Annotated in this window: 19 protein-coding genes and 4 pseudogenes; 7 read left to right on the forward strand and 16 right to left on the reverse strand. The window is 51.1% G+C overall.

The window, feature by feature from the left end; all coding sequences use genetic code 11:
• Positions 1-2: 2 nt before the first annotated feature.
• Together kdsA and F8N21_RS30980 are read right to left on the reverse strand one after the other, a co-directional pair.
• Positions 3-845, reverse strand: coding sequence for a 3-deoxy-8-phosphooctulonate synthase (gene kdsA, locus F8N21_RS17850; protein ID WP_150643375.1), 843 nt, complete (start codon positions 843-845; stop codon positions 3-5).
• 379 nt (positions 846-1,224) lie between these two features.
• A pseudogene (locus F8N21_RS30980) lies at positions 1,225-1,594 on the reverse strand (transposase); the annotation flags it as partial.
• Between the two features lie 522 nt (positions 1,595-2,116).
• Between F8N21_RS30980 and tnpB the strand changes: the two are divergent.
• From tnpB to F8N21_RS17875, 3 pseudogenes are all read left to right on the forward strand, one after another.
• A pseudogene (tnpB, locus tag F8N21_RS30485) lies at positions 2,117-2,284 on the forward strand (IS66 family insertion sequence element accessory protein TnpB); the annotation flags it as partial.
• Positions 2,285-2,398: 114 nt separating this feature from the next.
• Positions 2,399-2,662, forward strand: a pseudogene (locus F8N21_RS17865) (IS66 family transposase); the annotation flags it as partial.
• A gap of 364 nt (positions 2,663-3,026) precedes the next feature.
• Positions 3,027-3,260: pseudogene (locus F8N21_RS17875) on the forward strand (transposase domain-containing protein); the annotation flags it as partial.
• Positions 3,261-3,494: 234 nt separating this feature from the next.
• Here F8N21_RS17875 and F8N21_RS17880 read toward each other — a convergent pair.
• Both F8N21_RS17880 and F8N21_RS30985 read right to left on the reverse strand, forming a co-directional pair.
• Entirely contained in the window at positions 3,495-4,169 is a 675-nt protein-coding gene (locus F8N21_RS17880) for a morphogenetic protein (protein ID WP_224788246.1), read from the reverse strand.
• Positions 4,170-4,172: 3 nt separating this feature from the next.
• Positions 4,173-4,325 (reverse strand): hypothetical protein, encoded by a 153-nt coding sequence (locus F8N21_RS30985; protein WP_224788247.1) that lies wholly within the window; start codon positions 4,323-4,325, stop codon positions 4,173-4,175.
• Positions 4,326-4,378: 53 nt separating this feature from the next.
• Between F8N21_RS30985 and F8N21_RS17885 the strand changes: the two genes are divergently transcribed.
• The 4 genes from F8N21_RS17885 to F8N21_RS31370 all read left to right on the forward strand — a co-directional run bounded on the left by F8N21_RS17885 (position 4,379) and on the right by F8N21_RS31370 (position 9,013).
• On the forward strand, positions 4,379-4,684 hold the full coding sequence (locus tag F8N21_RS17885; protein WP_224788248.1) for a hypothetical protein: 306 nt from the start codon (positions 4,379-4,381) through the stop codon (positions 4,682-4,684).
• 85 nt (positions 4,685-4,769) lie between these two features.
• On the forward strand, positions 4,770-7,484 hold the full coding sequence (locus tag F8N21_RS17890) for a tail fiber domain-containing protein (protein ID WP_150643378.1): 2,715 nt from the start codon (positions 4,770-4,772) through the stop codon (positions 7,482-7,484).
• Between the two features lie 85 nt (positions 7,485-7,569).
• A complete protein-coding gene (locus F8N21_RS17895; protein ID WP_150643379.1) occupies positions 7,570-8,007 on the forward strand; it encodes a cell wall hydrolase in 438 nt (145 codons plus the stop codon).
• Between the two features lie 259 nt (positions 8,008-8,266).
• The gene (locus tag F8N21_RS31370; RefSeq protein WP_150643380.1) at positions 8,267-9,013 is read left to right on the forward strand and encodes a CatB-related O-acetyltransferase; all 747 of its coding nucleotides are present in this window, start codon (positions 8,267-8,269) and stop codon (positions 9,011-9,013) included.
• Between the two features lie 1,082 nt (positions 9,014-10,095).
• Here F8N21_RS31370 and F8N21_RS17905 read toward each other — a convergent pair.
• The 12 genes from F8N21_RS17905 to acnA form a co-directional block, all read right to left on the reverse strand.
• Positions 10,096-10,827, reverse strand: coding sequence for a glycosyltransferase family 2 protein (locus F8N21_RS17905; RefSeq protein WP_150643381.1), 732 nt, complete (start codon positions 10,825-10,827; stop codon positions 10,096-10,098).
• Positions 10,824-12,401: a hypothetical protein gene (locus tag F8N21_RS17910; RefSeq protein WP_150643382.1), complete on the reverse strand. Its 1,578-nt coding sequence runs from the start codon at positions 12,399-12,401 to the stop codon at positions 10,824-10,826. The genes F8N21_RS17905 and F8N21_RS17910 overlap by 4 nt, the downstream gene beginning before the upstream one ends.
• A complete protein-coding gene (locus tag F8N21_RS17915; RefSeq protein WP_150643383.1) occupies positions 12,398-12,769 on the reverse strand; it encodes an HAD-IIIC family phosphatase in 372 nt (123 codons plus the stop codon). Before F8N21_RS17915 ends, F8N21_RS17910 begins: the two co-directional genes overlap by 4 nt.
• 46 nt (positions 12,770-12,815) lie before the next feature.
• Entirely contained in the window at positions 12,816-13,637 is an 822-nt protein-coding gene (locus tag F8N21_RS17920) for a hypothetical protein (RefSeq protein WP_150643384.1), read from the reverse strand.
• A gap of 128 nt (positions 13,638-13,765) precedes the next feature.
• A complete protein-coding gene (locus tag F8N21_RS17925; RefSeq protein WP_150643385.1) occupies positions 13,766-14,467 on the reverse strand; it encodes a CatB-related O-acetyltransferase in 702 nt (233 codons plus the stop codon).
• Positions 14,468-14,779: 312 nt separating this feature from the next.
• Positions 14,780-18,274 carry a hypothetical protein gene (locus tag F8N21_RS17930; protein WP_150643386.1) on the reverse strand — a complete coding sequence of 1,165 codons (3,495 nt, stop codon included), beginning with the start codon at positions 18,272-18,274 and terminating at the stop codon, positions 14,780-14,782.
• Positions 18,275-18,398: 124 nt separating this feature from the next.
• Entirely contained in the window at positions 18,399-19,460 is a 1,062-nt protein-coding gene (locus tag F8N21_RS17935) for a polysaccharide biosynthesis/export family protein (protein WP_150643392.1), read from the reverse strand.
• 40 nt (positions 19,461-19,500) lie between these two features.
• The gene (locus F8N21_RS17940) at positions 19,501-20,607 is read right to left on the reverse strand and encodes an ABC transporter permease (protein WP_150643393.1); all 1,107 of its coding nucleotides are present in this window, start codon (positions 20,605-20,607) and stop codon (positions 19,501-19,503) included.
• Between the two features lie 48 nt (positions 20,608-20,655).
• Positions 20,656-21,309, reverse strand: a complete 654-nt coding sequence (locus F8N21_RS17945; protein WP_150643387.1) for an ABC transporter ATP-binding protein — start codon at positions 21,307-21,309, stop codon at positions 20,656-20,658.
• Between the two features lie 14 nt (positions 21,310-21,323).
• Positions 21,324-22,118 (reverse strand): ABC transporter permease, encoded by a 795-nt coding sequence (locus F8N21_RS17950; RefSeq protein WP_150643388.1) that lies wholly within the window; start codon positions 22,116-22,118, stop codon positions 21,324-21,326.
• Between the two features lie 358 nt (positions 22,119-22,476).
• Positions 22,477-23,268: a CPBP family intramembrane glutamic endopeptidase gene (locus tag F8N21_RS17955; RefSeq protein ID WP_150643389.1), complete on the reverse strand. Its 792-nt coding sequence runs from the start codon at positions 23,266-23,268 to the stop codon at positions 22,477-22,479.
• Positions 23,269-23,630: 362 nt separating this feature from the next.
• Positions 23,631-26,133: aconitate hydratase AcnA (gene acnA, locus F8N21_RS17960; RefSeq protein WP_150643390.1), on the reverse strand; the 2,503-nt coding region annotated here is incomplete at its 5' end.

Below are 26,133 nucleotides of genomic sequence, written 5' to 3' on the forward strand. Positions count from 1 at the left end.
GATCAGACAATTTTCAGCGGTGCGAAAGACTTGACCAGATCATCCAGTGCCTTGATCTGCGCCAGGAACGGCTCCAGTTGATCCAGCGGCAGGGCGCTTGGACCGTCGCACTTTGCTTCATTTGGATTAGGGTGAGCTTCCAGGAACAGTCCGGCCAGGCCTACGCCCATGCCCGCACGCGCCAGCTCGACGACTTGTTCACGACGGCCACCTGAGGCAGCACCGGAAGGGTCACGTTGTTGCAGCGCATGAGTTACGTCGAAAATAATCGGCAGGTTGTTGCAGGTTCTTTTCATCACCCCAAAGCCCAACATATCGACTACCAGATTGTCATAACCCAAGCACGTGCCACGATCACACAGGATCAGCTGGTCATTACCGGCTTCCTTGAACTTGTGGACGATGTTTTGCACCTGGGAAGGGCTGAGGAATTGTGGCTTCTTGATGTTGATCGGTTTACCGGTTTTTGCCAGCGCCATCACCAGGTCAGTCTGACGTGCCAGGAATGCGGGCAGTTGCAGGATGTCGACGACTTCAGCGACAGGGGCCGCCTGGAAAGTTTCGTGCACGTCGGTGATCATCGGTACGCCGAACTCGGCCTTGACTGCTTCGAAAATGCGCAGGCCTTCTTCCATGCCCGGGCCACGGTAGGAGTGGATCGAGGAGCGATTGGCCTTATCGAAGCTGGCTTTGAAGACGTAGGGAATGCCGAGCTTCTCGGTGACGCGAACGTATTCCGCGCAGGCGCGTAGTGCCAGGTCGCGAGATTCGAGGACATTGATGCCGCCGAAGAGGACGAAGGGCGCGTTATTACCGACAGAGATGTTGCTGGAGATAGAGATCAATTTACCGGTCCATGTTTGAGAATTGATTTGGGGCGGCATGTTCTGGAAATAAGTAGAGAAAGTCAATGAAGTAGTGAATCTATGAATGTGTTTGGCACTTCATACGTTATCGATGCTGAGCGTTGGCGTGAGGAAGAGGCTGCCGGCAAAAGAGTGTGTGAAATGGGCGGAACTGGTTCAATCTTCCGATAAGTGAAAGGCCTTTGGCGTGAAGGCATGGCGTAGCCGCTGTTGTGTCGGACGAATGCGTAAGGAACTGCCGAACGTCGCTTTCGTGTACTATCGGCAGGGCTTGTTACGGTAGATATATGGTCCGCAAGAGAGGGGTAGGGCCAAGAGGTAAGCGTACTTTTCTCTCGGTAGTGCCATTTTTTTTTAAACCTCTGCCGCTTCGCCAATACTCCAGACTCAATCGCCACAGCGAGAGCACTCGTTTACGATTAAGACTGTTGCTCTGAAAGCGCTGTTGATGGCCGCCTTCACGTGCCTATAGTCAGGAAAATGACGTAGTTGGCCAATACGGCGATAAGTAATAGCACTTCAATGAGTCTTGGGCAGTGGCTTCGATGCAAATTTAAACCGATGCCTAGATGCTCACTTTTCACATTCCGGAAGCCTTCTTCGATTTGCATGCGCCTTTTGCAAATTGCCACGATCTTCGCAGGACTCCACTGTGTTTCCAGTAGATTGCTGGCATGCAACTAGGGCTCTCGCTCTCGTCTGGCGGAATGCCGACTGAGTTTGCTTTTTGGAGGTCATGACCAGCACGCAACCATGGAACGAGGTGGCGCGGGACACCTTAGGCAAACCGGTATTACGTGGCTCGCATTCGAAACCGTGAACTTTATTGAAGTGACGCCCCTGAGTAGCTATCGGTAAGCTTATACGCCCAGGCCACCTCTTCAGCTAAATCATTGGATTGTGTCGAGATGACTCGAAGCGACTCTCACTTCATTCATTTGTACTGCGTCCGGCATTCAGCCAAAGGCAAAAACATCAACGTGTCCCAGGTCGCTAATTTGATGGGAGGTTATAGAGTTAGGGGCTTGTAGACGGAACTTTAATACTTTGTCACGTCTTCAAGGCCCGTTGTTTGTAAGCGCTCCATAAACCCCACATTCAAAGTCACCATCTAATCCCCAATGCTGTGCTCCCAATTCCTTTCCGGAGCCAGCACCTCATGATGCGTCCCGACGCAAAAGTCGAAAAATCTCTACCCCAAGCCCGTCGACTTCCGAAAATCCATCGATGGCCTCGCTGCTCTGGTCGAACTGGACATCAAGGTCTCGGTGTTTGACCCGGTGCTTTTCGTGTTCCTCAACAAGGCTCGAAACCGAGTGAGGATTTTATATTGGGAACGCAACGGCTTTTGCCTTTGGTTAAAGCGTCTGGAATCCGAGCGTTTCAAAACATCGCCGGATTGTTCGGATGAAGCCATCGTGCTGACGGTTCAAGAACTCAACTGGTTATTGGACGGTTTTGATTTGTGGCGCAACCGTCCGCATCAAGTTTTGACGCCTCGATTCGTCGCCTGCTTCGGTATAATCCAGGGCATGATTTCCATGCCCCAAGACCTTCCTGACGACCCTGTTTTGCTCAAGCAACTGCTTGAGCAAATGCTGAGTGAGCGCGAGTCGGATAAGGGCAGAATCGTTCATCTCGAAGAAGAAAATGCGCTGTTGCGTCAGCGCCTTTTCGGACGCAAGTCAGAGCAGACAGCCGATCCCGCGACCCCGCAAATGGCCTTGTTCAACGAAGCTGAAAGCGTGGCCGAGTCTGTCGACGAAACGGTTGAAGAAGAGGTCGTAGCTCCGACCATTGGCATGAGTACTTCGAGTCCCGCTGGGGCAAGAAAATGCTCAGTTCGATACGGGGGCGCGCGAAGCTATACCGGATCTGGCGGCAGCAACACGGCCTGTGCTCCACCGGTCATAAGCCCGTTACCAAAGACACGCCGTGGGATGTTCGCCACATCGTGAAACGGGCTCATGGAGGAACGGACGCGGCAGTCAATCTTGAAATCTACCATCTGCGTTGCCCCAGAGATCAGCAGTATGCCAATGTTAAAGAGGTATCACCGGGTGCTTAACAGTGCCTTCGTAGAGGCTTGAGCCGTGTGCTGGGAAACTCGCATGCACGGTTCTTAGGGGGTTGGACGCGGGTGACTGCGTCTGACTACCCGACCGTGCAATCAGACCCTTCGTTATCGGGCGCAAGAACTGGCTGTTCAGTGACACGCCCAAAGGCGCGATGGCCAGCGCTCAACTTTACAGTTTGGTCGAGACGGCTAAAGCCAACGGCCAAGAGCCCTATGCTTGGCTGCGCCACGCACTTGAGCGCCTGTCACAAGCCATGAGCTTAGAAGACTTCGAAGCCTTGCTGCCGTGGAACTGCACGCCGCAAATTCCAAGATAGCCATAGATCCCCACTTTTAAAATGTGGGGTTCATGGAGCGCTTACTCACGAACAAGGTGACTCTCGTGTTTGAAATGCGGCGGCAGCTTTTACGTCTCCATGATTTCCTCGCTAGATCCATTCAGATAAACGATGACTTCTATCGTATAGATCGCGATTGCAGCGACGTTAAAGAAAGTATCGAGCATCTCGCCACGATGGCGAAGATAGAGCTGACTGCAGTCGAAGCTAGGATCATGTCACCTGCTTAAACTCGACGACCCAGAGCCAGGGGTTGGCGTCCCAGTCGCCGCCGGTCTTCTCCCAGAGGTTGCCGAAGGCGTGGCGTGCCGAGCCTAGGCACTGCTCGTGACTCGTTGTCTTGCCCCACATCCAGCCTTCACGCTGCCGGTGATGCGCGTCCGGGTATTCGCAATCGCCCACGTTGCGCCATCCAAGTCCGCTGTGAAAGCACTTGCGGCCGTAGTCGGTGAAGAAGCAGCCCTCGGCTTCAGCTTGTTCTGTCGTGATGTCTCGCAACCGCTCGATCCGAACGTCCGTGATTTCCAGTAGGATGCGGCTGGCCCATTGCGGCATGTGGATGCTGGGGCACCAGGCGCCCTCATACAAAAGGCCATCGGTTTTCGGCTTCCAATCTGCTGCGTCGGGAACCTCCCACAAGCCATAGTCGCCTTGGTTGCAGCTCGCCCTGTAGATTTTGGCAGCTGACTTCTCATCGCCTTTCTGCAGGTTGTCGTTCCAGTCGACGCAGACGCCATCTTCGTTGCCCAGCAGTGCGAAGGTCTCGCGCACCCACAGCCGGTCGCCAGGCTTGCCATACGGGCATTTAATTCCTGTGGCCGTGCGCCTGCTTAGCCGTATGCCGTTTCCACAAATACCGCACCACCACCCCTCGTCGTCCGGGTCCATGCCTCAGGCGGTATCCGGGCGGTCTGACCACAACGTGTGATCGCAGGCCTCTGGTCGAGGCTTGATCGCCCGGCGTGTGACCGTCTTCCGGCCATCCAAGATGGCGCGCACCATCGGCGCCGAGAACAGGATCGGCCGCTCTTTTGTTTCAGGCATGACTTCGTCCTTTCCCGCTGAGGGAGGGATATGGCTTTGATCCTGTCAGCCCGATGACCAGTTCGACACTGGTGACCGGAAGGAAAATCCGGCGCCGCGCCTATCAGAACGTGCCGACCAGAACCTCTGTCACTTGGTTGCTCAGTGCTTCCGAGGCGCAATTGTTCGAGGGCTGGTTTGAGCACGTTCTGATTTCTGGAACGCTGCCATTTGAGTGCCCACTCAAATCACCGCTCTGGCTGCTCAAGCGTCCCCTCATAGACGCCGAGTGGGTGCTGATTGCACCTGAGTACATCCTCATGTCGAGCATCTTCGACAGGGCCATGAACCAGGAGTGGCCTCGCCACCTCGACGAATAACGTCCAGTGATGGCCAGCCCTGGCCTTCACGAACACATCCCCACCGGTATACTGCCGGCCGTTCCCGTTTCTAGGTTTGGTCGTCATGGTTAATCGCCGGCAATTGTTAAAACTCAGCGCCCTCGGCACCGCGTCTTTCGCGGTGCCGCTGGCGTACTCTGCGAGCAAGATAACCATGGCCTACAACACCGGCAATCCGATTGGCTCAACATCCCCGAAAGACTTGTCCGATAACGCTCGGAATCTGGACTATCTGTCTCTAGGGCTCAATCCGTCTTACCCTGATCGTAAAGGGGTGCCACGTAAGTCGTGGAAGGGGATGGAGAGCGAGTTCAATGCAGACCAGGCGCGGCGTGAGTCTGAGTTCGACGCCGACCAAGTTCGACGAGAGTCTGAATTTGACACCGATCAGGCCGAGCGAGTTGTCGAGTTCAAGCAGTTCCTTAGTTCAAGCGGGTACGAGACGCCGGTAGACTACGCGCCGGGGATTAGCATCACTCGCACCACGCAGCAAGTTCGCTACCTCGGCGAACTGTACCGCCCGAAGGACAATGCAATCCCGTTCGTAACCACGACCTTCGCAGCAGACGAGGCGAAATGGATTTCTAACGGGGACAGCTCGTTGCGGCAGGAGCTTGCCTCGGATACCGGCGCAGAGATGCTGGGTTGTCGGTCGCCTCTGCCATCGGGGGTGCCTCGACTGGTGTCAGCCAAACTCGGCGATACCGTGTCCGTTAAGGACTTCGGCGCAATTGGTGACGGCGTATATCACCCGGTTTCCGATTGGTACACCAAGGGCTTTTCGGCATATCGAGGCTACGCAAACCTTGCGGCGGTACAAGTCGACTACCCGCACGTAAAGCTTGCAACCGACTCCATTGACTGGGCAGCTATTCAAGCGGGTCTAGACGCAACGGTAGGCGGGAACCTCCATATCCCCGCCGGCACGTACCTAATTACTGACACGCTCTACATGTCTCCGGCGTCAACCGTGACCGGTGTGTCAACAGGGGACAACATTGGGATCAGTTCCTCTATAAAAGGCAGTCGGATAAAGACCTATGGAACTGGGGTTAAACGAATTTGGACTGACATAGGTCTGGCAGCGACTTCTGCCGGAACGCTCGTAGATGAGCCCGTATCGGTGGCCTTCGTTTTCACCGGGAGCTGGGATACCGTCAGCTTTATCACTCTCGAAGGGGGCGAACTTGCAGACGGCAGCGACTCTTTTGACATCGGATTCTTCAACCCTTCCGTAAAACGCACTGCACTTTATCGCTGCGAAACGATGGGGCGCTTCAAAATCTCTGGTTGCTATATCGACGCAACGTGGTCAAACACCAATACCGCCTTGCAAAATCTGCACGCCCTCACTTACGGTCGAGCAATTCCGTCTGACCAAGGTTCAAACGAGGTCACCCTGGATACTTGCTGGCTGCATGGCGGGAACTGGGGCCTCAAGGTAAAGGGCACCAATCGAACTGACACGTCCGCAAACATGTGGTCGCCGGGCGGCGTTTCAAACCTAAGCGAAATAAACAACCGAGTAGATAACGAGCCTTTAGGAATCAGCCCCAACTTCCCAGAGGACTCGGGCGGATACTATCGAGACGTGCATAACGACTTCCAGAATCGGTACCACACGAACAGCCGCATTGGGAGCCAGAGCGCGTATGCGGTTTTCCTGGACAGGGGCAGGTTTGAGCAGTTTGACGCATTTTACGGAGAGACCCGCCCAGACCGTTGCGTAACCTCGCTTCTGAGGAAGACAGTTGACGCGCTCGGCGCCATCACAAAACTTGCAAATGGGGGGGCGGAGTGGACCGGTGCTTCCGGCACCGTGCCGACGTTGAGATGGGTGTACTTGACGGACAATGTGCGCATAGATGTCTTGCAGCAAAAGCTTCGGATAGGGGCTGTGATGACCACTGCTACGGGTAGCCTGGTGGTCCGAGGTGTTGGTTTTGATGCGTCGGCAGGCCGCGCCTATGTGATTTCTGAAATAATAACCGGAGCCATAACCAAAGGGCAGACGCTTACGCAGGCTGCTGGTCAAACAACCGCAAGCGGAGGCTTCTACGGCACTGACAGATGCGGGTCTGTTATCACTTCGGGGCAAAGCGACTTCACTGTGGTCGGCGGGCTTAGCGCGTCGTTTGGTGCTACTGCAACCGCACGATACCTCCGTTTGGCTGGGCTGGTTTCTACGGTCTCGGATCACATAGTTACCGCGACCAATGAGGTGTCAATAAATTGCGATACCTCTCAAATGAACCTGTACTTAAACAGGTACGGTACAGGCGCAATTGCTACCGCCCGACTTCGTTTTCAGGGAACAAGCCTTGAGACTTATCAGGCCGCAGATCTGGGCAGTACCATCCGACGCTGGGGCACCGTATTCGCGCAAACCGGAGCCATCAACACTTCCGACGCAAATCACAAAACGGCAGTTCGAAAACTATCATCCTCTGAATTAGCCGCCTCAAAAGAACTCGGCGCGGAGTTTGGCCTGTACAAGTTCCTGGATGCTGTAAGCCTAAAAGGCGTCGACGCCGCTCGCGAGCATTGCGGCATGACCGTGCAGCGCGCCGTAGAAATTATGGAACGGAACGACCTGGACCCCTTTAATTACTCGTTCATATGCTACGACAAATGGGAGGACGAGTATGAGGATGTAGAAGGCGTCAGCACCTTGGTTACCCCGGCCGGCGAAATATTCAGCTTCAGGATGGAGGGCTTGCTGGCCTTTATTGCCAAGGGGTTCGAGCAGCGCCTATCAGCGCTTGAGGCTGCGCAATGATCATCCGATTGCAATTTCTACGCGCATACCAATAAGTCCGCCCAAGCCCGCCCTCGCGCGGGCTTTCTTTCGCCTGGAGAAAAGTATGACTGCAACTGAGAAGGACCGGGACATCCTTGCGCGCACGCTGTGGGGGGAGGCCCGCGGGGAAGGGTTGGCGGGCCAGATCGCCGTCGCTTGGACTATCCGCAACCGGGTGGAAATGGATTTGCACAACGATGGCAAGCCTGATTGGTGGGGCGAGGGCTATGCCGGTGTATGCCAGAAGGCGTGGCAGTTCAGCTGCTGGAACAAGAACGATCCGAACTTCCCATTCCTGTCTGGTGCGAAGCCCATTTCTGCCGCTCAGTACGCACAGGCCCAGCAGGCGGCCTTGGGCGTAATAGATGGCAAGCAGCCTGACCCAACCGGTGGTGCAACCCATTACTACGCGACCACGATGCCGAAGGCCCCAGCCTGGACGGCGAGGGCCAAGCAGACACTGAAGTTGGGCCGTCACATCTTTTTCAAGGATGTGCCATAAGCGCTGAAAAATTCCTCCACCCACTGATCCTACGCGCCTATGCCCAGGGTGAGTGGGTCTTGACCACGGACTTTCGGTACCAGGCCGTCGACGGCTCGATACGCCTGATCATGTCCGCCGTTTTAAGGGATACAGCCCCAAGACGCTTGAGGCAAAGATCGGGCACCTAGCGGACCAAATACCATCCCTATTTAGAATTTTGTATTGTGGCCGATACAATCTGCGTGCAGTTTTGAATTGATAAAGGTGGGGTACAAGGATGCGGGTTGCTTACGGGGTTTTGAAGGATAGGCTGAAGGCTGCATCGGTGCATTTCACCAATAAAGGCAGCAGTAGGTTTTCAGATTCTGACGTGCTTACATATGTTGAAGGATGCAGCATCGAGCCCCATTGCGGATTTCTCGGTGGGAATAATCTATTTGAAATGGGGAGTTTCTCGTACTCATGGTCCAAGCTGCACGGTAATGCTCGCGTCGGTCGATATTGCTCAATCGCGGCTGGATTAAAGCTTCTGGGGGGCCGCCACCCGATGGAGTGGGTCTCAACCTCGTCGTTCACATACGACGGAAAATTCCCGCTCTTCAAAGAGCTAAATGATGCAGAGGGCGGTCTTTTCAAGCCTGCTAAGCGACCAGTCTTTGAAAGTCGCATAGTGATTGGTCATGATGTGTGGATCGGCGGAAACGTGACCTTGAAGCCTGGTATTACGATTGGAACGGGGTCTGTTATTGCTGCTTCATCGCTAGTGGTGAAGGATGTTCCTCCTTATTCGGTAGTTGGAGGGAATCCGGCGAAGATTATCAAGCGACGCTTCGATGACAAGACTGTAAATAGGCTGCTTTCTAGTGAGTGGTGGAACTACAAATTTACCGACTTCTCAGGGATTGACGTTCAAAGCCCTCTCGGTTTTTGCGATGAGCTTGAGAAGCGCATAGGCTCTGGAGAGGTCGTGCGATACGCACCAGAGAAGCTTGTTCTGTCGAGTGTGGCAGGCTCGACACGCTGACGCCCCTTTTGCTCTGGCGAATGTCACAGCGCCCCATCATTCATTAATGGCAGTTAAATTGTCGAGCTCGGGAGCGGGCCGCCTCAGTTGTAACAGGTTATGACTGATCTCTAACCGATGCATACTCAGCCGGCCAACGATCGCTTCGTTTATCTGGGCGATCTCGCGAAATAGCTACGCACTTAAAATTAAAACCCTGGTCTCCGGGGTTTTTTTCGCCTAAAGAAAAGCATGACTGGAGAACACCCGAAATCGTACACGTTCGCCGTAGTCCCAGGGTTCAGCTACGCAGCGCAGTGGAGCGAATGCTGATCCGATGATTAGAGCAGCGTTTTCTGCTGTGAGGTGTGAGCGGGTCATGGGTTCTCCTACGATGCTTACGCCGAAGGGATCGGCAGGACGCTTAGAGGGGTGAAGCCCGTACCAATTTTTGTACCACTGGCCTTATTAGCAACTAGGAACCGATCGGTACGGTTTATCTGAATCCTGAAAGAGAGCTGACGGTCGAAATAAAAGTCGCATAGCGAGACGGTTGACGCGACAACTACCTTGAAAAACGCCGGCATCGGGGATCAGGCGGTGACTTTGAATGTGGGGATTATGAAGCGCTTACCGTTGTTTGTGCGGGGCGGTGTTTTGGGTTGAGGGAAAGTGTGCGCAGTTTGGCGGTTCAAACAAGCTTTTTGGATAATGATAAATATCACGCCTGTTGGAGTGATTAAAATAAAATTTTTTTAGAAGGGTGTGGCACAGAGCCAAATAACGAATTTCCAAGTAGTGTAAAATTATTGGATAATGGATTGATTTGTTATTTTTGATCGAAATGGCATAGGGGGTTGATTATAATCGATATTATGTAATCGCGTCATAAGCCCCGCCGGAGAAGGAACGGCTTTGTGGAAAAACTTTTCTATTGCTGATAAGTACTACGGAAAAGGGAATGTAAAATTTACTTTGACTTTGAGGCGCCATGAGGGGCTGGCTCCAAAGAAGTTAGGAGCGCAGCTCAGTGCCAATTTTGCTGATTTTTGATATGGTTTTATGACGAGATTGTGGGGTTTGATGGCGTGCCCTCACAAAGTTTAAGTATTCCAGATATCGCTATTAAGACCTGATTCAATTAGGTAGTATTCATCAGGAGTTCCACAAAAAATAACTTTTTCTATATTGATTAAGTCATATTTTACGTTTTTTCCATTTTTTATTAAATTGTTGTATAGAGGTGCTATATAATATTCTCCCTTGGCTGTTTCATTAGCTTTAAATGCTTCTTCAAAAGCAAAGTCGAAGTCACCTTTAGATTTAAAGTAGTATAGCCCATCGCTGCATAGGTCCGAAATTCTTTCCTTTTCTGTGGTACGAGCTACTTTTAAGTCTTCAGCAGGCTCTACAAAAGACCAGTGTTCCCCGTGGTGTTTGAATACTTCAAGGTATCCATCGCACGAGTGACTAAATTCAGGTTTTGTAAATCCTGGTCTGAATGTGTCGATATTGAATATATATATATTGGTCTCGTTTGGTATGTGTTTTAACCCTTGGTAAACAGTGTCTGCTTGCCCTAAAGTTTCCTTTTCAAATACTTTTATAGAATAGTTATTAATGCCTAATTTATTGAGCTCTGATTCAACGAAAGTCTTGGCAGAGTAGTCATTTCTTACTAAAAATAAAAAATGCTCTGATTTGAAATATTTTTCAAATGATTTTACTGCAAGGGAAAATACTGATTCGCTACCTATAAGTAATTCATATTTTGGACGTTTAAAGCCTGCATTAAAAAAACGGCTGCTTTTACCAACCATTGGAATAACAATCAAGATAGGTGCTCCATCGTACAGTATTTAAGATAAATTCTATATGCGTTCGCCACCATTGCTTTTTGCCTGTCTGCACGATCGGCGTGAAGTGGTAGCATGGATATAAAAAGTAACACGACCGCAGGCATCAATTCTCTTACGGTAATATTAGGCATAAACGATTTTTTTTCAAATGTGTTTTGGATCGCAAGAATCCGCTCATCCAAATGAAAGTCCAAAACCATATTATTTTCATTGACATGAAGTTCGTACCTGCCAGCTATGATCCAATCATAGAGACCTAGGACGGAGTGAGCCAATTTTGCCACATCATACTTCTGATCGCCAAATATCGATAGCTCCCCTGATTCGCTAATACCTCTCGGATCAATAACTTTGATTGCCTCACTACGAGAGTCATAGAGGATATTACTAAAGCAAAGATCGCCATGAAGTATTGATGGGACGACCGGCAGCGCGAGCGTTCTCTCGATACATATTGTCGCCAGATCCATCAGCGATGGGACGTCTTGATCGGCGTAGTGCGTGGGTTTATGTATATCGTAAAAGTTACATTCGCCAAACTCGGCCAATCTTCTGTAAGTTTTTTCCTTGTAGAGTGTTTCTGTTTCAGCGGTCAGATTACTCAGTTTTTTAACCTGGCCAACATCGGAAAAACTGAATTCGCCTAGTAAATTACCAAATAAATCGAAGACTTTCCTCCAGTAAAAAGGAGGATTTCGGCCGTGAACGAAAATTTCGTTCAAGGGGGCGAGAGATAAAAACTCAAGGCAATAGAATGAAAGCCCTGCGTCATCCTTACCCATGTCGATGAGTTGAGGCGTATATTTTTTGATTCGCGGAGGAATATTCAGAAACCACTGGGCTTCTGCTTCGATTTTCTTATTAGGATGTCCGGTCTTGTACACAATCCCATTTTCTATATGTAGCGAATTGAATGAGCGCTGGGTAGTTATGGAAGACCGAGACTTGAAGTATGTATTGACATGACCCAAGTCGTGCCATTGTTTTATATGTGAAGATGAAAGTGGACACTTAGCTGAGTATCGGCGAATTGCTTCAATGAAGTTGCCCCGCGCCAGTGTCAAGGATTGGATCAACAATCGTACGGATGAGAAGGTAAACAAGCCACACCAAACAAGTTCTTCCGAGTCGTCTTTCGATTCAAGTTCCCAGCCATAATCATCGGTGGTCTTGCTGATACCAATGGTGTCATTAGTATCAGGTATATCAGTAATTAGAGTGTCACCGTGCATTAAACGAATAACTGGATCTGCTGGGTCCTCGTCTTGAGTATTTAGAACGTATAAAACGGACTCGGCCAAGGAGAAGACATCTGGCACCCGGACGACATTCGCTCCAGTTTGCTTCAACAAAAGTCCATCATTAATAGTCAGCTTATAACTTTCAGGCAGAGAAAGAACAATTCTCGCCAATTGAAATTTTTCTCTTATTGCAGTGACTTGATGCTGGAGCAGTCTTCTATTACCAAGTGGCAACATGCACGGAGGGATTTTTCCATACTCAGCCTGCAGCTCTGGGATAATGTAAGCACCAGAATTAATAATGATCATTTATTCATTCCAACGATAATTTTTATTTCCTCGTAGCTTAAATTCGTGAACTCATTCGGCCGAATTGCCTTGTCATCTACGTAAAAGCCTTCATTTCCACACCATGGCTTCCCGATGTAAATTTCGTCGTAAGGGATCTCATGCTTTTTTAGCCATTTGATGATAATTGGCAATGTGTTTGCGTTAATTTTTCCTACATTCCCTTCGTAGGTTCGCATATTGCGACTTGTAGATATTACAATATCAAATCCAAGAGATTTGTATTCTAAGAGTTTTTCCAGAATGCCAGGTCGCAATACAGAGTTATTGTAGTCTCCGTTGATGGTTGAACAAATAGTTTCATCGAGATCCATGATAATTCGCTTCATGAGATTTCTATAGCGCCCATAAATAAATAGTTCAGTAAGAGGAAGGTTATTTTAGCTCACCATTTTCGAGAAAAAGCTTTTTCCCCATATGGTAATTTTTATCCCAAGGGCCTGGCTTTAATATGTGTTTAATATTTTTTTCACCATTCCATGTTGTATTGGACAGCTCAGGAAAATGCGTTTTTATATAGCTTCTTGTGCGATTTTCTCGATCTTCTTTTGCTTTAGCAGTAGCAGTTCTAAGAACTTTCATACTTAAATCTACACGGTTGATTGGTATATTCTTGTCTAGAAAATAAGCCCTGACTAGGGGGCTGGCAAAAAATCCGTACTGTGTGCCAAATTTCTCAGAAAATCCTAAAAGCCATGCTTCGAAATTTAAAAAATGCGTCATGACTTCCGGTGGGCCGTATAAAAACTGATCACTTCCTCCTGTATGTGCCGAGACGTAGTTTAAACCGTTGGGTATTGATTTTTCTATAGCCTGATCAAGAGAAAAATTGATACTTAGATCGAATCTACAGCGGAAAACAAAATCATATTTTTTTTGCACTATGAGTTCATAATCCTGCATCAGCCGTATTACTCGCTTTACCCCATACCATTGATTAAGAATGAAGAAGTCAGGAAAACTGTCTTGAAAATCATTTGCAATTTTTCTCTCATTTTCGATTTGAGCAGGCTCCGAAATAAACTCATAGCCTACTAAGTTGAATTTGTGTTCCTGAAATGTTTCAAGCAATTCTTGGTCTTCGGAACTGCTCCAAGTCGAAAAATAAAAGTCTGCTTCCCCGAAAGTTTTTTTAATTTGCGCGGCAGCCAATTTAAATGTACGTGGGTGGCCACTTAAACATATTGCTATATTCATTATCATTGTCCTTGTTCAGTTCGGTTTTTTGTGTGTTCTCAACGAAGAGGTTTTGGGATCATAAAGTGTCTTGCATATTTAAGGCTGTTCTCGATGCGTATATCATCAATAATGTCTTGTTATTGGTTCTAGGTGGATATTTCTTTTATACCCTCGATGCTGAGCTTGTAAGTCTTGCAGCTCAAGGTTTTAATATTTTTAGTACTGATCAGTGTTTCAATTTTTTCAATGCTTTTCGATATGTTAGTTATGTCTAAGTCTGGGACTAATGATTTTCTTAGGTCGTATTTATGCCACTTGATATTGATCAGGCGCTGAATAGTATTGTCATCAAACCTTTTTCGGATTGTTTTCCCAGGTATTCCCCCTACAATTGTGTAGGGTTCAACATCTTTTGTTATTACGGCGCCAGCCCCAATTATGGCGCCATCACCTATAGTAATTCCCCTTTTGATTGTAACGTTTCTTCCAATCCACACATCGTTGCCGATTATGACTTTTTCATTGTTGGAAGGAAGTGGTGGCTTTCTCATCCACTCAAGATATTCTTGGCAGCCTTTAAAAGGGCCGTTATTAGAGAATGCAAATAGATGGCTGGAGAGTCTATCTGTTGGGTGATTGGTAGGACCGGAAACGAAGTCGGTTGCTATGGAGCAAAATCTACCTATTTCTGTGTTGTATATTTCAGAGTTTCTTCCAATATAAGACAGATATCCAATTGCGCAATTTCCTTTGACTATTGCTCCAAGGCTTACAGGGGCTTCGATAAGTATTGAGCCTTGTATGTTTTTGGCAGCGTATTTAATGCCGTGTTCTGGAAAAACAGCCATTGATAATCTTTCCTTGCCTAATCTAATCTTTTTGTAAAACTCAACTAATTTTTTTCAGTGTGATTTTACAAGATAATTGATACCGCCAAAGAGAGCGAAGGGGAGGTATTGCTAATAGTTATTTTGTCAGAAATCGTTATCATTTTATTTTATCCTCGATAAGGGCTTAACGACGGCTTGGTTTTTCTTTTATCGTTAATTAAGCATGAGTTTTCTGGGTGTAGAAGGTTTTTATGAGTAAAAACTATTTATTTATATATGATATAAAATATTGTTTGGCGCCAATAATATTGACGCCGAACGTAAAGGAAGTTAGTTGCGGAAGTCGCGAAGGGAAACAATGTAGTCCACGACATCCTCGACTTCAACTACCTCGTTGCGCACTGGGTGAAAGTAACGGCTGCTTTCGATGTAGGCAAAGTGAAATATTTCCTCGAGGGAACGCACTCGCGTGCGGCTTGACACCGATTGTTGGTCTTGTGTTTGTCCCCATCCTGCATAAAAAGGTACTCCATAACAATGTACCGTTTTACCTGCCATCAAGGCCTCAAATCCCATTCCTGAGGTCATTGCGTAAACTTCGTCAACAAGGTCGAATAGTGAAAAAGGGTTAACGTCAAAGAGAATGGGGTGAACATTATCCATGTAATGGGAAAAAGCAAGTTTTTCATTACTGAAATAACTAGATTTACCGCCTTTGATTGCGTCTGGATGCTGTTTTATGATGATGTCACAATCGGCATGATTTCTAAAAACATCTCGAAGCATTTGATCAAAAGCCATGTCACTTCCTAGTCCGGAAGCAACTGATTGGTCACCATAGCGTTGGTCGATGACCAGTATTTTTTTACGACCAGGAACTCCAATATTAAGCTTTACATCTGGTGCGTGGTTATATTTTGAGACTCGATTTTCAACGATCTTTTCGATCGCTTTACGGGATCGTGTAAGTTGGTCCTCTGAAAGGACTGGCCCAGATTCTAAAAGCCGCTGAAGTCTAGATATGCGCGTTGCGTCATAGTATGCAGTTGTATCATCTAAAATAATAGAAAGCCCAGGCTCTTTGGATAGGCCAATATCAAGTGAGCGAATAAAGCCGTCTTCAATGTATACAATTGGACGTCCGAGCTCCTTCGCAAGGGCCCTTTGGTTTTTTTTACCGGTCGTTTCGGTTATTCCCCATTGGAAGAAAATATCTACTGATGTAGCTTCTTGTTTATTGAATTGGGGTCCAACCGTAAGTACGCATGTCCGTGCTTGTAGCATCGCTTGCATGTAACGTTGGGTTGCGCGTATGGCTGTTGCTGATGATGGAATTGCCATCACATCAATCGGTTGTTTGTTGAAAAGACGTTCTAGGGCAGAAGGGCGTAGTGCTACTGTTTTATTGTTAGAGGCGATCGTCGCTAGTTCTGCGCGAATTCTCTCAGATGCCTTACCATCAAATTCGCCTACACCAAACATTTGGGCTGCCCATGCCATGCCTTCACTTGAAGGAGACCACTCCCCTAACAGCATTGAAGGGAGTTGGGCGTTCAATTCAGAGGCGTTGTTAGCGGCTGGAATTCCTGCGTGTTCCCAAACTTGGTCGAAGTGAACATATTTTAAGGAGAGTGCCGGACGTCCCATTAATAGTCCTTCAAATAGCATGGTGCTATTGATGGAGGTAATAATGTCGGCGTGATATATCGCTTCTTCCGGTGAAACTAAATAGCACTTGCCGTCATCGATACTTGAAGTAGAAGAGTTATTGATGATGCTGCGTAGCGATGCGCCTAAAATATCTTCCTTATTAGGGGGGAGTCGAACTAATAATTGTGCGTTGTTTAGAGCGGCCGCGTCTAAAAGATCGTTAATTGCTAGGCGTTGAGAAGTTAGAGCCGTTTTTTTATCTAATTGAGAATCTAGTGGTTGTGAGGCAAATAAAATAATTTTCATTTTTGGCTGCAAGCCAAACAATCGACAGAATTGTTCTCTGGTGAGCTGTGCTTGATAGTTTTTGTGGGTGTCGAATTTTGGAGCGCCTACGGATCGGAAGTGCTCAACAGGATAACCTCTCTCCGTAAAGATTTCCTTCTGCATGCCGCCCCACCCCAGTACTATGTCCGCAACTGGAGTTGATGCTTTGGATGTTATATCCCAGTAGTATTTTTCGCGGTCTACAAATACGGACTCGTGAGGTATGAGAACTCTAGGGATTTGCAACTCTTCGCAGATGCTAGCAACCAAACGCATTACTGGAGACCAATCAAAAGTGAATATCACTCCTGCGATATGACGTCGTAATGGTACGATCCTATTAATTAGCATCTTGCGATATAGTGCGGGGTTTGAGCGGGTAAACTTTAATACATCTTGGCGTACGCCCGGAGTATCAAGTCCAATAATAAAATCTAATGGGGCGAGATTGTAAGATTCTTTATTTGTGAGTTTTTCTACCAATGTATCGCCATGCCCAGCGATCCAAGGGATGTAAAGAAATACTGGTTTGCCATCTGTGATGGCGGTTTTTAATTCTATACCAGGACGTGAGTTAAACCAGGTTGGAAGCGTTTCATTAGTGGGAGGTTTTACAGCCGGTTTTACAGCCGGTTTTACAGTAGGCACCGTAGGTTTTTTTTTTGTGGGGGAGGCAATGGCTAAAGGTGTGCGTACATTAGAGTTAGAAAGCGTTAAGAGGGCACTGGTTAATGTGTTATCGCCGACTTTTCTAGCTGATGTAGCCTCCTCGGATATCTTGTCCATTACAGACTCAAGAGCGGACGATCCGCCGTTGTCCACGTCGAAGTATTTGGCATATAGAATATACGCTCCGGCGAAAAGCTCATTAGCTTTTAGAGTTCGTGTCCGTCTTGGATTAGCTTGGCGGTCATCAGTTAGGCCCCAGCCAGAATAGAAAGGGCAGCCAAGTGTTGTTACCTTGATTCCGCGAAGTAACGCCTCGAATCCGGCTAATGAAGTTATAGTGTATACATGGTCTACTAAGTGAAACGATTGAGAAAGTGGAATGTCACTTTCAATAATGGAACAGATACTTTTCACGTCTCCGGGATTGGATTGTAGAGGTCTGTTTCCTGAAAGAATGTCAGGATGTGGCTTGTAGAGTATCTGGGCACCTGGATTTTCTTTGGCTGCTATTCGAACGAGATCATTGTTACAAAGTTTTGTATTGCAGCCTAGTTGAATGGATGCATCATCTTCAACTTGGCCTATAACTAGGATTCTTTTTTGCTTTTTGGTTCCATAGAATTTTTCGATGTCGATTTTTTCAGAATTGTTATATTTGCTGATCCCGTTCGCTAGGAGCTGCTGTATAGCTGAGTCGGCACGCTTCATCAGTGCGGTGTCGGCAGAAAAATTATAACTTCCTAATAATAATTCGAGGTCAGATGCTTCTCGTGCGTCGAAATAGGGGGTTTTTGAATCCATTGTCAACGACATGGGAGGCGTTTTTTGAGCGCCTAATCCGACCGATCGTACAAAGCCATCTTCAACAAAGAAGATTTTTTTATCATTTTCTTTTGCAAAATTCAAAATAAAATCAGGTGCCTTTAAACCCCATATAAAAATTTCCGATTTTGACTGGGAAAGTATTTTTTTGCGCCATACACTCTCAAACTCTTGTTTGCTTATGTTTTTGGCAAGAAAATGTAGGTTTCTTTGGGGGAAGTATTTGCGAAGATATTGCTTCCACGTGCTGAAGCCAACAACGTAAGTTGGAGTGCCTGTGATGTTTTTTTTTGTTGCCTTAAATACGGCCCTAAAAAGATTGCCTGGGGACATGATTAAGTTTTGCATTGCTTCCATTGGTAAATCCTCTCAAGCACTTTTAAGGGCGAGCTTATACTGTGGTAGGGGCAGAGTTATATGCGACAGTTAGTTTCTGCCCGCTACTGCTGTTTTTGATGGGTAGATAAATCACATGTTCGAGTTATAGACCGTCAACAGTCCTGCCAAGCACCAGCGTCTGTACGATTGGCGAAATAATTTTTTGCCATTCATAAATCGCGGCATTGGTCACATAAATAGTGTCATCAGGCTTCAGCGCAACCTGCTGTGCGTAGAAAATGGCTGCTGGGTCACGCATATCTATTCGCATAACCGTAGGCTTGCTGTTTTTGGCCTCACCCATTCGGAAGACGAAAACCCCTTGAGGGTTTGCGTTGCTTTCTTTCAGGCCTCCAACGGAGCCCAGGGCATCCAGCAAGCTGGTGTTTTGCGCCGGTAGGTCGTGCAAGCCGGGCTCGCCCACGGCACCCATTGCCACGAAACGCTGACGGGCGCGCTCCAGAATTACTTCTGAATTGGGTCTCAGAACGGCGTTATTACCGGCCAGCACTTCCTCGTAGTTGAGTGTGGTGGCTTGATCACCATTGCGCACGGTGACGTTGACAAGGTGGGGCTCCAGCACCGGGCCGCCGGCCTGATTGATGGCATCGAGCAGGGTCAGCGGACCTTGCAGGGTCGAGAAGCGCCCTGGTACTTTCACTGCGCCCGCGACCAGCACGGAGCCGGAGAGGTCGCCGACCAAGTCAACATGCGCCTGCACGTCGGAGGTCAAGCCGTGTAGCTTTTGGCGAATCATGTCCTCGACTTGGATCAGGGTCATACCTGCGACAAATTGATGGCCGACATAGGGCAAGGAGATAATACCTTGGGAGTCGATGCGCACCTTGAGTTGGGTACCACCGCTGGAGAGCGGGGCGAATAGCCCAGTCCCCTCGGGGGCGTTGTCGGTGATCAATACGTTGATCACGTCACCGCCCATTAGGCGCACGGTCGGTGCCAGTGGGTTGGTGATTGTTACGACGGCGGGTTTGGTAGCCGGGCGCATGAACGGTGCGATGGTGTTGGCATTGATGTCCACCAGTTCATAACTATCGTTCTTGCTTTCAATACTGCCCTTGTAGGGGCCTGCACCGGACAGGGTGCCGCCGCAGCCGGACAAGGTCAGGGTCACCAGCAGCAAGCCTGCGATTGCACTGTTGCGCACGTTCGAGTTCAGGGGCCGAAGTAGCAGGCCAGTAATGGAATTAATCACGATGATCCTCGATCGATGCAATTAGGAAGCGAGTGATGCCGTAGAGCATAAGCAGAGCCAGGAAGATCGTTGCCAGGTCGTACCAGCGCTGTGGGTAGATGGCGATTTGTGGGGTGTTCGGGCTGATTACGGTGACCAAGGTGCGGATCTTCTTGCTGGCTTCGATACGGGCGTTGTCCAGGGCGGCGACCGCGGTCTTATATGTTTCTTCGGCGATGCCGGCGTCCAGGGTCAACTGCTGGAAGCGTGAGGCCACCACATTGAGTTGGTCACCGTCGGGGGCCGAGACCAGCAGGCGTTTTTCCGCGCTCAGCTGCTCGCGGATCGCGTTCACCCGTTGTTTCTGTTGCTTGACCTGAGGGGCATCCGGGCGAAGTTTGTAGAGCATCTCGGTAAGCGCCGCTTGCTCTTTGGAGTATTCACCCTCCAGCGTGTCGATAATGCTGGCGCGGCCTTGGGCCGAGCTCTTGCCGTCCAGTACCTTGTTTATGTTCTGGAAGCGAAGCAGCTCCTCCTTGCGTTGTCCGTAATTATTTTTCGCGCCTTCCAGTTCGCCATGGGCGAAACGCATCTGCTCACGGGCGATGCTGTGAGACACTTCGTTAACGAACTGTTCGCTGGCCTCGAGAATGGTCCTGACCATTTGTTCTGCCAGTTCCGGGCTGTAGGCCTGAACTTCGACCTTGAGTAGGCCGGTGATCTCGTCATAGTGTGCGGTGACCATGCGCTGGTAGTACTCGAGCAAGTCTTCGCGCGGCGTGTCCTGGCTCAACCAGAAGAACGGGTCGTTGCGTTGCTGAGCGTATTGGTCGACCCAGCGCAGGCGCTTTTCCAGCAGCTCCATCATGCCCATCGAGACGATGTATTCGCGCAGGTACAGGGTTTCTTCCCTAGAGGCCGGGTTGCTGCCAGTTAGTAATATGCCGAGCCCTGGCAACTGGGCGCCGGGGTTGTTGCCTTCCTGGCGAACCACCACTTGCGCGGAGCTGACAAAGCGGTCCACGGCAAACAAGCCGTAGTAGACGATGGCCAGTACCAGTGGCGCCACGATCAGTCCCAGTGTCAGGCGCCAACCCTTGTATTTACCCGTACTACTCATATGCATACGCATCCTTGAAATAAGACAGTCACGCCACAGTCCGGGCGATTAGATGTTGTACGTCTTGATGCCTTCGGCGACATCGTCATAGATCTGTACGCCGCCATCCCGCACCAGCAGCACGACATCGCAGAGCTTCTGGATTTCGCCCATGTTGTGAGAAACCAACACCACTTTGGATTTCTGCAGTTTTTCCTCGAAGACCTCGGCGCACTTGCGTCTGAAATGCGCATCTCCTACTGACATCACTTCATCGATCAGGTAGTAGTCGAAGTCGAAGGCCATGCTCAGCCCAAAGGCCAGGCGTGATCGCATGCCCGAGGAGTAGGTTTTCACCGGCTCGTCGATCCAGCTGCCGATTTCGGCGAAGCTCTGTACGTAGTCGATCTTCTTACGCATGGATTCGCCCACCGCGCCATAGACGCGGCTGACAAACTTGATGTTCTCGCGGCCGGTCATGTTGCCCTGAAAACCGCCCGACAAACCTACGGGCCAGGAGATGCTCTGGTCGGTGGCGATTGTCCCGGAGTCCGGCACATCGGCCCCCCCCAATAGGCGCATTAGGGTGGATTTTCCCGCGCCATTGCGTCCAATCAAGCCGACATTTTTGCCAGCAGGTATCTTCAACGATAGGTCACGAAAAATGTGGCGACGCCCTTTGGGGGTCAAGTACGACTTGGTGACACTTCTGAGCTCGAACACGGGGAAGCCTGTGGTTAGCCGTTCTTGGTGGAAATCAAATGCAGTCGACGCACCCGGTAGGTACCCAGTGAGACGAAGAGCAAGATTAAGGTTGCGGCGATCACGTAGTGGACAGAGACACCATCAACGGGTACGTAGTAGGGAAATATTTCCGAGCGGATAAGTTCCAGCAGGTGTAGGTACGGATTGAGCAATAGCAGTGGCAGCATGGCCGGCGGGAGATAGGCTGCTGGGATGAGCACGCCGGAGATGAAATACAGCGGGAAAAACATCATCCGTATAAACAGTTTGCTGTCGGGAACAGCGTGGGCGATTAACGCCAACAGCACACCTAGGCCAAAAGAAAACAACAGCCCAAGGAGGATTGTCAGCATCCACTGGATAGGTGCCTTGATCGACATGTCGAAGCCATACCAAGCAAAGCCAAACACCAAAATTGCATAGACCGTGGCGGAGATACTGAATTCCACCAGCGTTCGGGCGATAAAGGTGTCAAGGGGCTTGATCTGTTTGTAGGCAAACAGAGAGCGGTTTTCCTTGGGACTGTTCATCAGCCGCAGGGCAGTATTACGAAACAGCAGGAAGGGCGCGAGGCCCACCAGTACAAAGACTTCAAAGTCGATGCCAGCCAGGGTTCGGCCGCGAAGTACGGTGAATAATACGCTCAAGATCAGCAGGTGACAGATGGGCTCAAGCAAGGTCCATACGGCGCCCATGCGCCTGAGCCCAATGCGCGCGCGCGCTTCGCGCAGCACCAGAGCAAAAATGACTGATTTCTTGATTTGAAGGGGGGAGCGAGGCTTCAGCATGATTTACCGCACAGCACAACGGCGCGATAAACGCGTTGCTTGAATTCAATTTCAGAGGACTATCTGCCGATATAGGGCAGATCGCTTCCGTACGTGGGGCGGGAGGTTAATCGCTGGGACTGACAGGAGTCAAGCCGCTTAGTTCCCTAATGATGTCTGACGAAAAATAATTGTCGGACCTGCCCGGAGGCTTCGCAAAAACAGGTTTGGACCGATGTTCATTGGAATTGACAGCTCTTTGCCAGGAAGGGTGATGAGTTGCTCCCGGATGCAGGCGCTCGTGATTCCGAAAGTGCCGTTTGCATTGGGTGAGGCTGTGTTATTAGCAGCAGTTTATTAAGAGTTTATTGCGAGTTTATTACCCAGCCAACATCGGATAGGTAAACAACCCGAAATGCAGCAGGTTCAAACCGAAATGCGTGGCCACCGCCGCGCCTAGCCCACCAAAACGGTACGCCAGACCGTAACCGACCCCGGCAATGCTTGCCAGGAGCACCCATTGCCAGCCAGCACCCAGATGAGCCAGGCCGAACAGCAGCGACGCGAGCAGCAGGGCGAGGTGTTCGCCGTAGGGCAGTTGTTTGAAGCGCTGGCTCAAGCCGCCCTGTATATAGCCACGAAACAAGGCTTCTTCGACCAGGGTTACCAGCAGCAAGTTGTTCAGGACCCAGAGCTGGGTCTGCTCGGGCCACTTTGGCGCCCACTGGATGATTCCCAGCAGCAGCGCACCACCGAGGGCGGCCAAAGCGGTCACGGTCAGGGCCAGGGCGCTGGCATATAGCGCATGAATCAGTGAGCGCCGGCCGATGATCCATGGGCAGACCAGTAACAGCCAGAAGCCTATCATCGGTTTGTCGAGATTGAGGTGCATCGAGAACCACACGGCGTCCTCTGTGAAGCGCTCGGGGCCAATGACGCGAGCGTTATAAAAGCCCGGCAGCCAATGCAAGGCCAGCGCCAGCGCAAGGAGCACAAACACTGCGTGACCGAGATAGCGGCCATAACGATGCTTTTGTTGCAGGACGGCAAAACCGGCTAGCAGCAGCAGGGTGATGGCGATGCTCGCCTGGACATCCAGTTGCCCGTAGGTGAGTGCGAGGACGTAACCGGCCGAGAGGAATGTCAGGTACGGCCAGGGCAGTGCGAGCATGGGGTCATCCTTGTTTGGGGGAGGGGCTTGTCTCGGTGCCGGTCAGGTTAGAGAAATGCACAGTTCTTCGACATAAACCAGAGACCTTCGGCGCGTGCGATATCGCCAGGATCGCAGCCTGCGGCAGCTCCTACACGGGCTCCGTGCGCCCACCACAAATTATCAGGCGTATGCAAAACCCGTAGGAGCTGCCGCAGGCTGCGATCTTTTTGCGAGCACCCGGTGCAAGATTGTGCGCGCTTACCCTCAACTTCGTTCCATAGATAGCTGTTGCAGTGGCGCGCAATTATATCGAGACGGAATCTATCTTCCAGCCCAAACAAAAACACCGCCCCGGAAGGCGGTGTTTTGTTTGTTACACCTTATGAAGCAATCAACTGCCGCAACACATAATGCAAAATCCCCCCGGCCTTGAAGTATTCCACTTCATTCAAGGTATCGATCCGGCACAGCACTTCGATTTTTTCGCTGCTGCCATTTTCGCGGGTGATGATCAGGCTCAGGTTCATGCGCGGCTGTAGTTCGACGCCGGTCAAGCCCTGGATGGCCAGGGTTTCCTTGCCGGTCAGTTTCAGGCTCTTGCGGTTCTGGTCGAGTTTGAACTGCAGCGGCAACACGCCCATGCCCACCAGGTTGGAGCGGTGGATCCGCTCGAAGCTTTCGGCGATCACCGCTTTGACACCCAGCAGGTTGGTGCCCTTGGCTGCCCAGTCGCGGCTTGAGCCGGTGCCGTATTCCTGGCCGGCGATGACCACCAGGGGTGTGCCGCTGGCTTGATAGCGCATGGCGGCGTCGTAGATCGGCAGTTTTTCTCCGGTGGGGATGTAGAGGGTGTTGCCGCCTTCTTCGCCGCCGAGCATTTCGTTGCGGATACGAATGTTGGCAAAGGTGCCGCGCATCATCACTTGGTGGTTGCCGCGGCGTGAGCCGTAGGAGTTGAAGTCCCGCGGTTCCACGCCTTGTTGGCGCAGGTAGCTGCCGGCCGGGCTGTCGGCCTTGATGTTGCCGGCCGGGGAGATGTGGTCGGTGGTCACCGAATCGCCGAGCAGCGCGAGGATTCTTGCGCCCCGGATGTCGCTGATCACTGGCAAGGGGCCGGTGATATCGTCGAAGAACGGCGGATGCTGGATATAGGTGGAGTCCGGCTGCCAGACGTAGGTCGCGGCTTGCGGGACTTCGATGGCTTGCCACTGTTCGTCGCCGGCAAAGACTTCGGCGTATTCCTTGTGGAACATTTTGGTGCTGACCTGGGCCACGGCGTCGGCGACTTCCTGGCTGCTGGGCCAGATGTCCCGCAGGTAGACCGGCTTGCCGTCGGGATCGGTGCCCAGCGGCTCGCTGCTGATATCGGTGCGCACGGTGCCGGCCAGGGCATAGGCCACCACCAGCGGCGGCGAAGCCAGCCAGTTGGTTTTCACCAGCGGATGCACCCGGCCTTCGAAGTTACGGTTGCCGGACAGTACCGAGGCGACGCTCAAGTCCGACTGTTGAATGGCTTTTTCGATCGGCTCCGCCAAGGGGCCGGAGTTGCCGATGCAGGTGGTGCAGCCATAACCGACCAGGGCGAACCCCAGCTGATCGAGGTATTGGGTCAGGTCCGCGGCCTTGTAGTATTCGGTGACGACTTTGGAGCCGGGGGCCAGGGAAGTCTTGACCCAGGGTTTGCACTTGAGGCCTTTCTCCACGGCTTTTTTTGCCACCAGCCCGGCCGCCATCATCACGCTGGGGTTGGAGGTGTTGGTGCAGGAGGTGATCGCGGCAATTACCACCGCGCCATTTTTCAAGCGGTAGGTCTGGCCCTGGAAGTGGTAATCCGCTTCGCCGACCATTTCCGCGCTGCCCACCGCGACACCGCCACCGCCTTCGCTTTCCAGGCGGCCTTCTTCTTTACTGGTGGGTTTGAATTGCAGGCCGAGGAAGTCGCTGAAGGCCTGGGCGACATTTGGCAACGAGACCCGGTCCTGGGGGCGTTTCGGCCCGGCCAGGCTGGCCTCGACGCTGGCCATGTCGAGCGCCAGGCTGTCGGTGAAGATCGGCTCTTTGCCGGGCAGGCGCCACAGGCCCTGGGCCTTGCTGTAGGCCTCCACCAGTTTCACGGTGTCGGCTGGACGCCCGGACAGGCGCAGGTACTCCAGGGTTATCTGGTCCACCGGGAAAAAGCCGCAGGTGGCCCCGTATTCCGGGGCCATATTGGCGATGGTCGCGCGGTCGGCCAGCGGCAGGTCGGCAAGGCCGTCGCCGTAGAACTCGACGAATTTGCCGACCACGCCTTTCTTGCGCAGCATCTGGGTCACGGTCAGCACCAGGTCGGTGGCGGTGATGCCTTCCTTGAGCTTGCCGGTGAGCTTGAAGCCGATCACTTCCGGAATCAGCATCGACACCGGTTGGCCGAGCATCGCCGCTTCCGCTTCGATGCCACCGACGCCCCAGCCGAGCACGCCGAGGCCGTTGATCATGGTGGTGTGGGAGTCGGTGCCGACCAGGGTGTCGGGGAACGCGTAGGTGCGGCCGTCCTCATCCTTGGTCCAGACCGTGCGCCCGAGGTATTCGAGGTTGACCTGGTGGCAGATGCCGGTGCCCGGTGGCACTACGCTGAAATTGGCGAAGGCGTTTTGACCCCAGCGCAGGAACGCATAACGTTCGCCGTTGCGCTGCATTTCGATATCGACGTTCTGTTCGAAGGCGCTTGCACTGGCGAACTTGTCGACCATCACCGAGTGGTCGATCACCAGGTCCACCGGCGACAGCGGGTTGATCCGCTGCGGATCGCCGCCGGCCCTGGCCATGGCGGCGCGCATGGCGGCCAGGTCGACCACGGCCGGCACGCCGGTGAAGTCTTGCATCAGCACCCGCGCGGGACGGTAC

Source organism: Pseudomonas fluorescens, assembly GCF_902497895.1.
Taxonomy (GTDB): Bacteria; Pseudomonadota; Gammaproteobacteria; order Pseudomonadales; family Pseudomonadaceae; genus Aquipseudomonas; species Aquipseudomonas fluorescens_BP.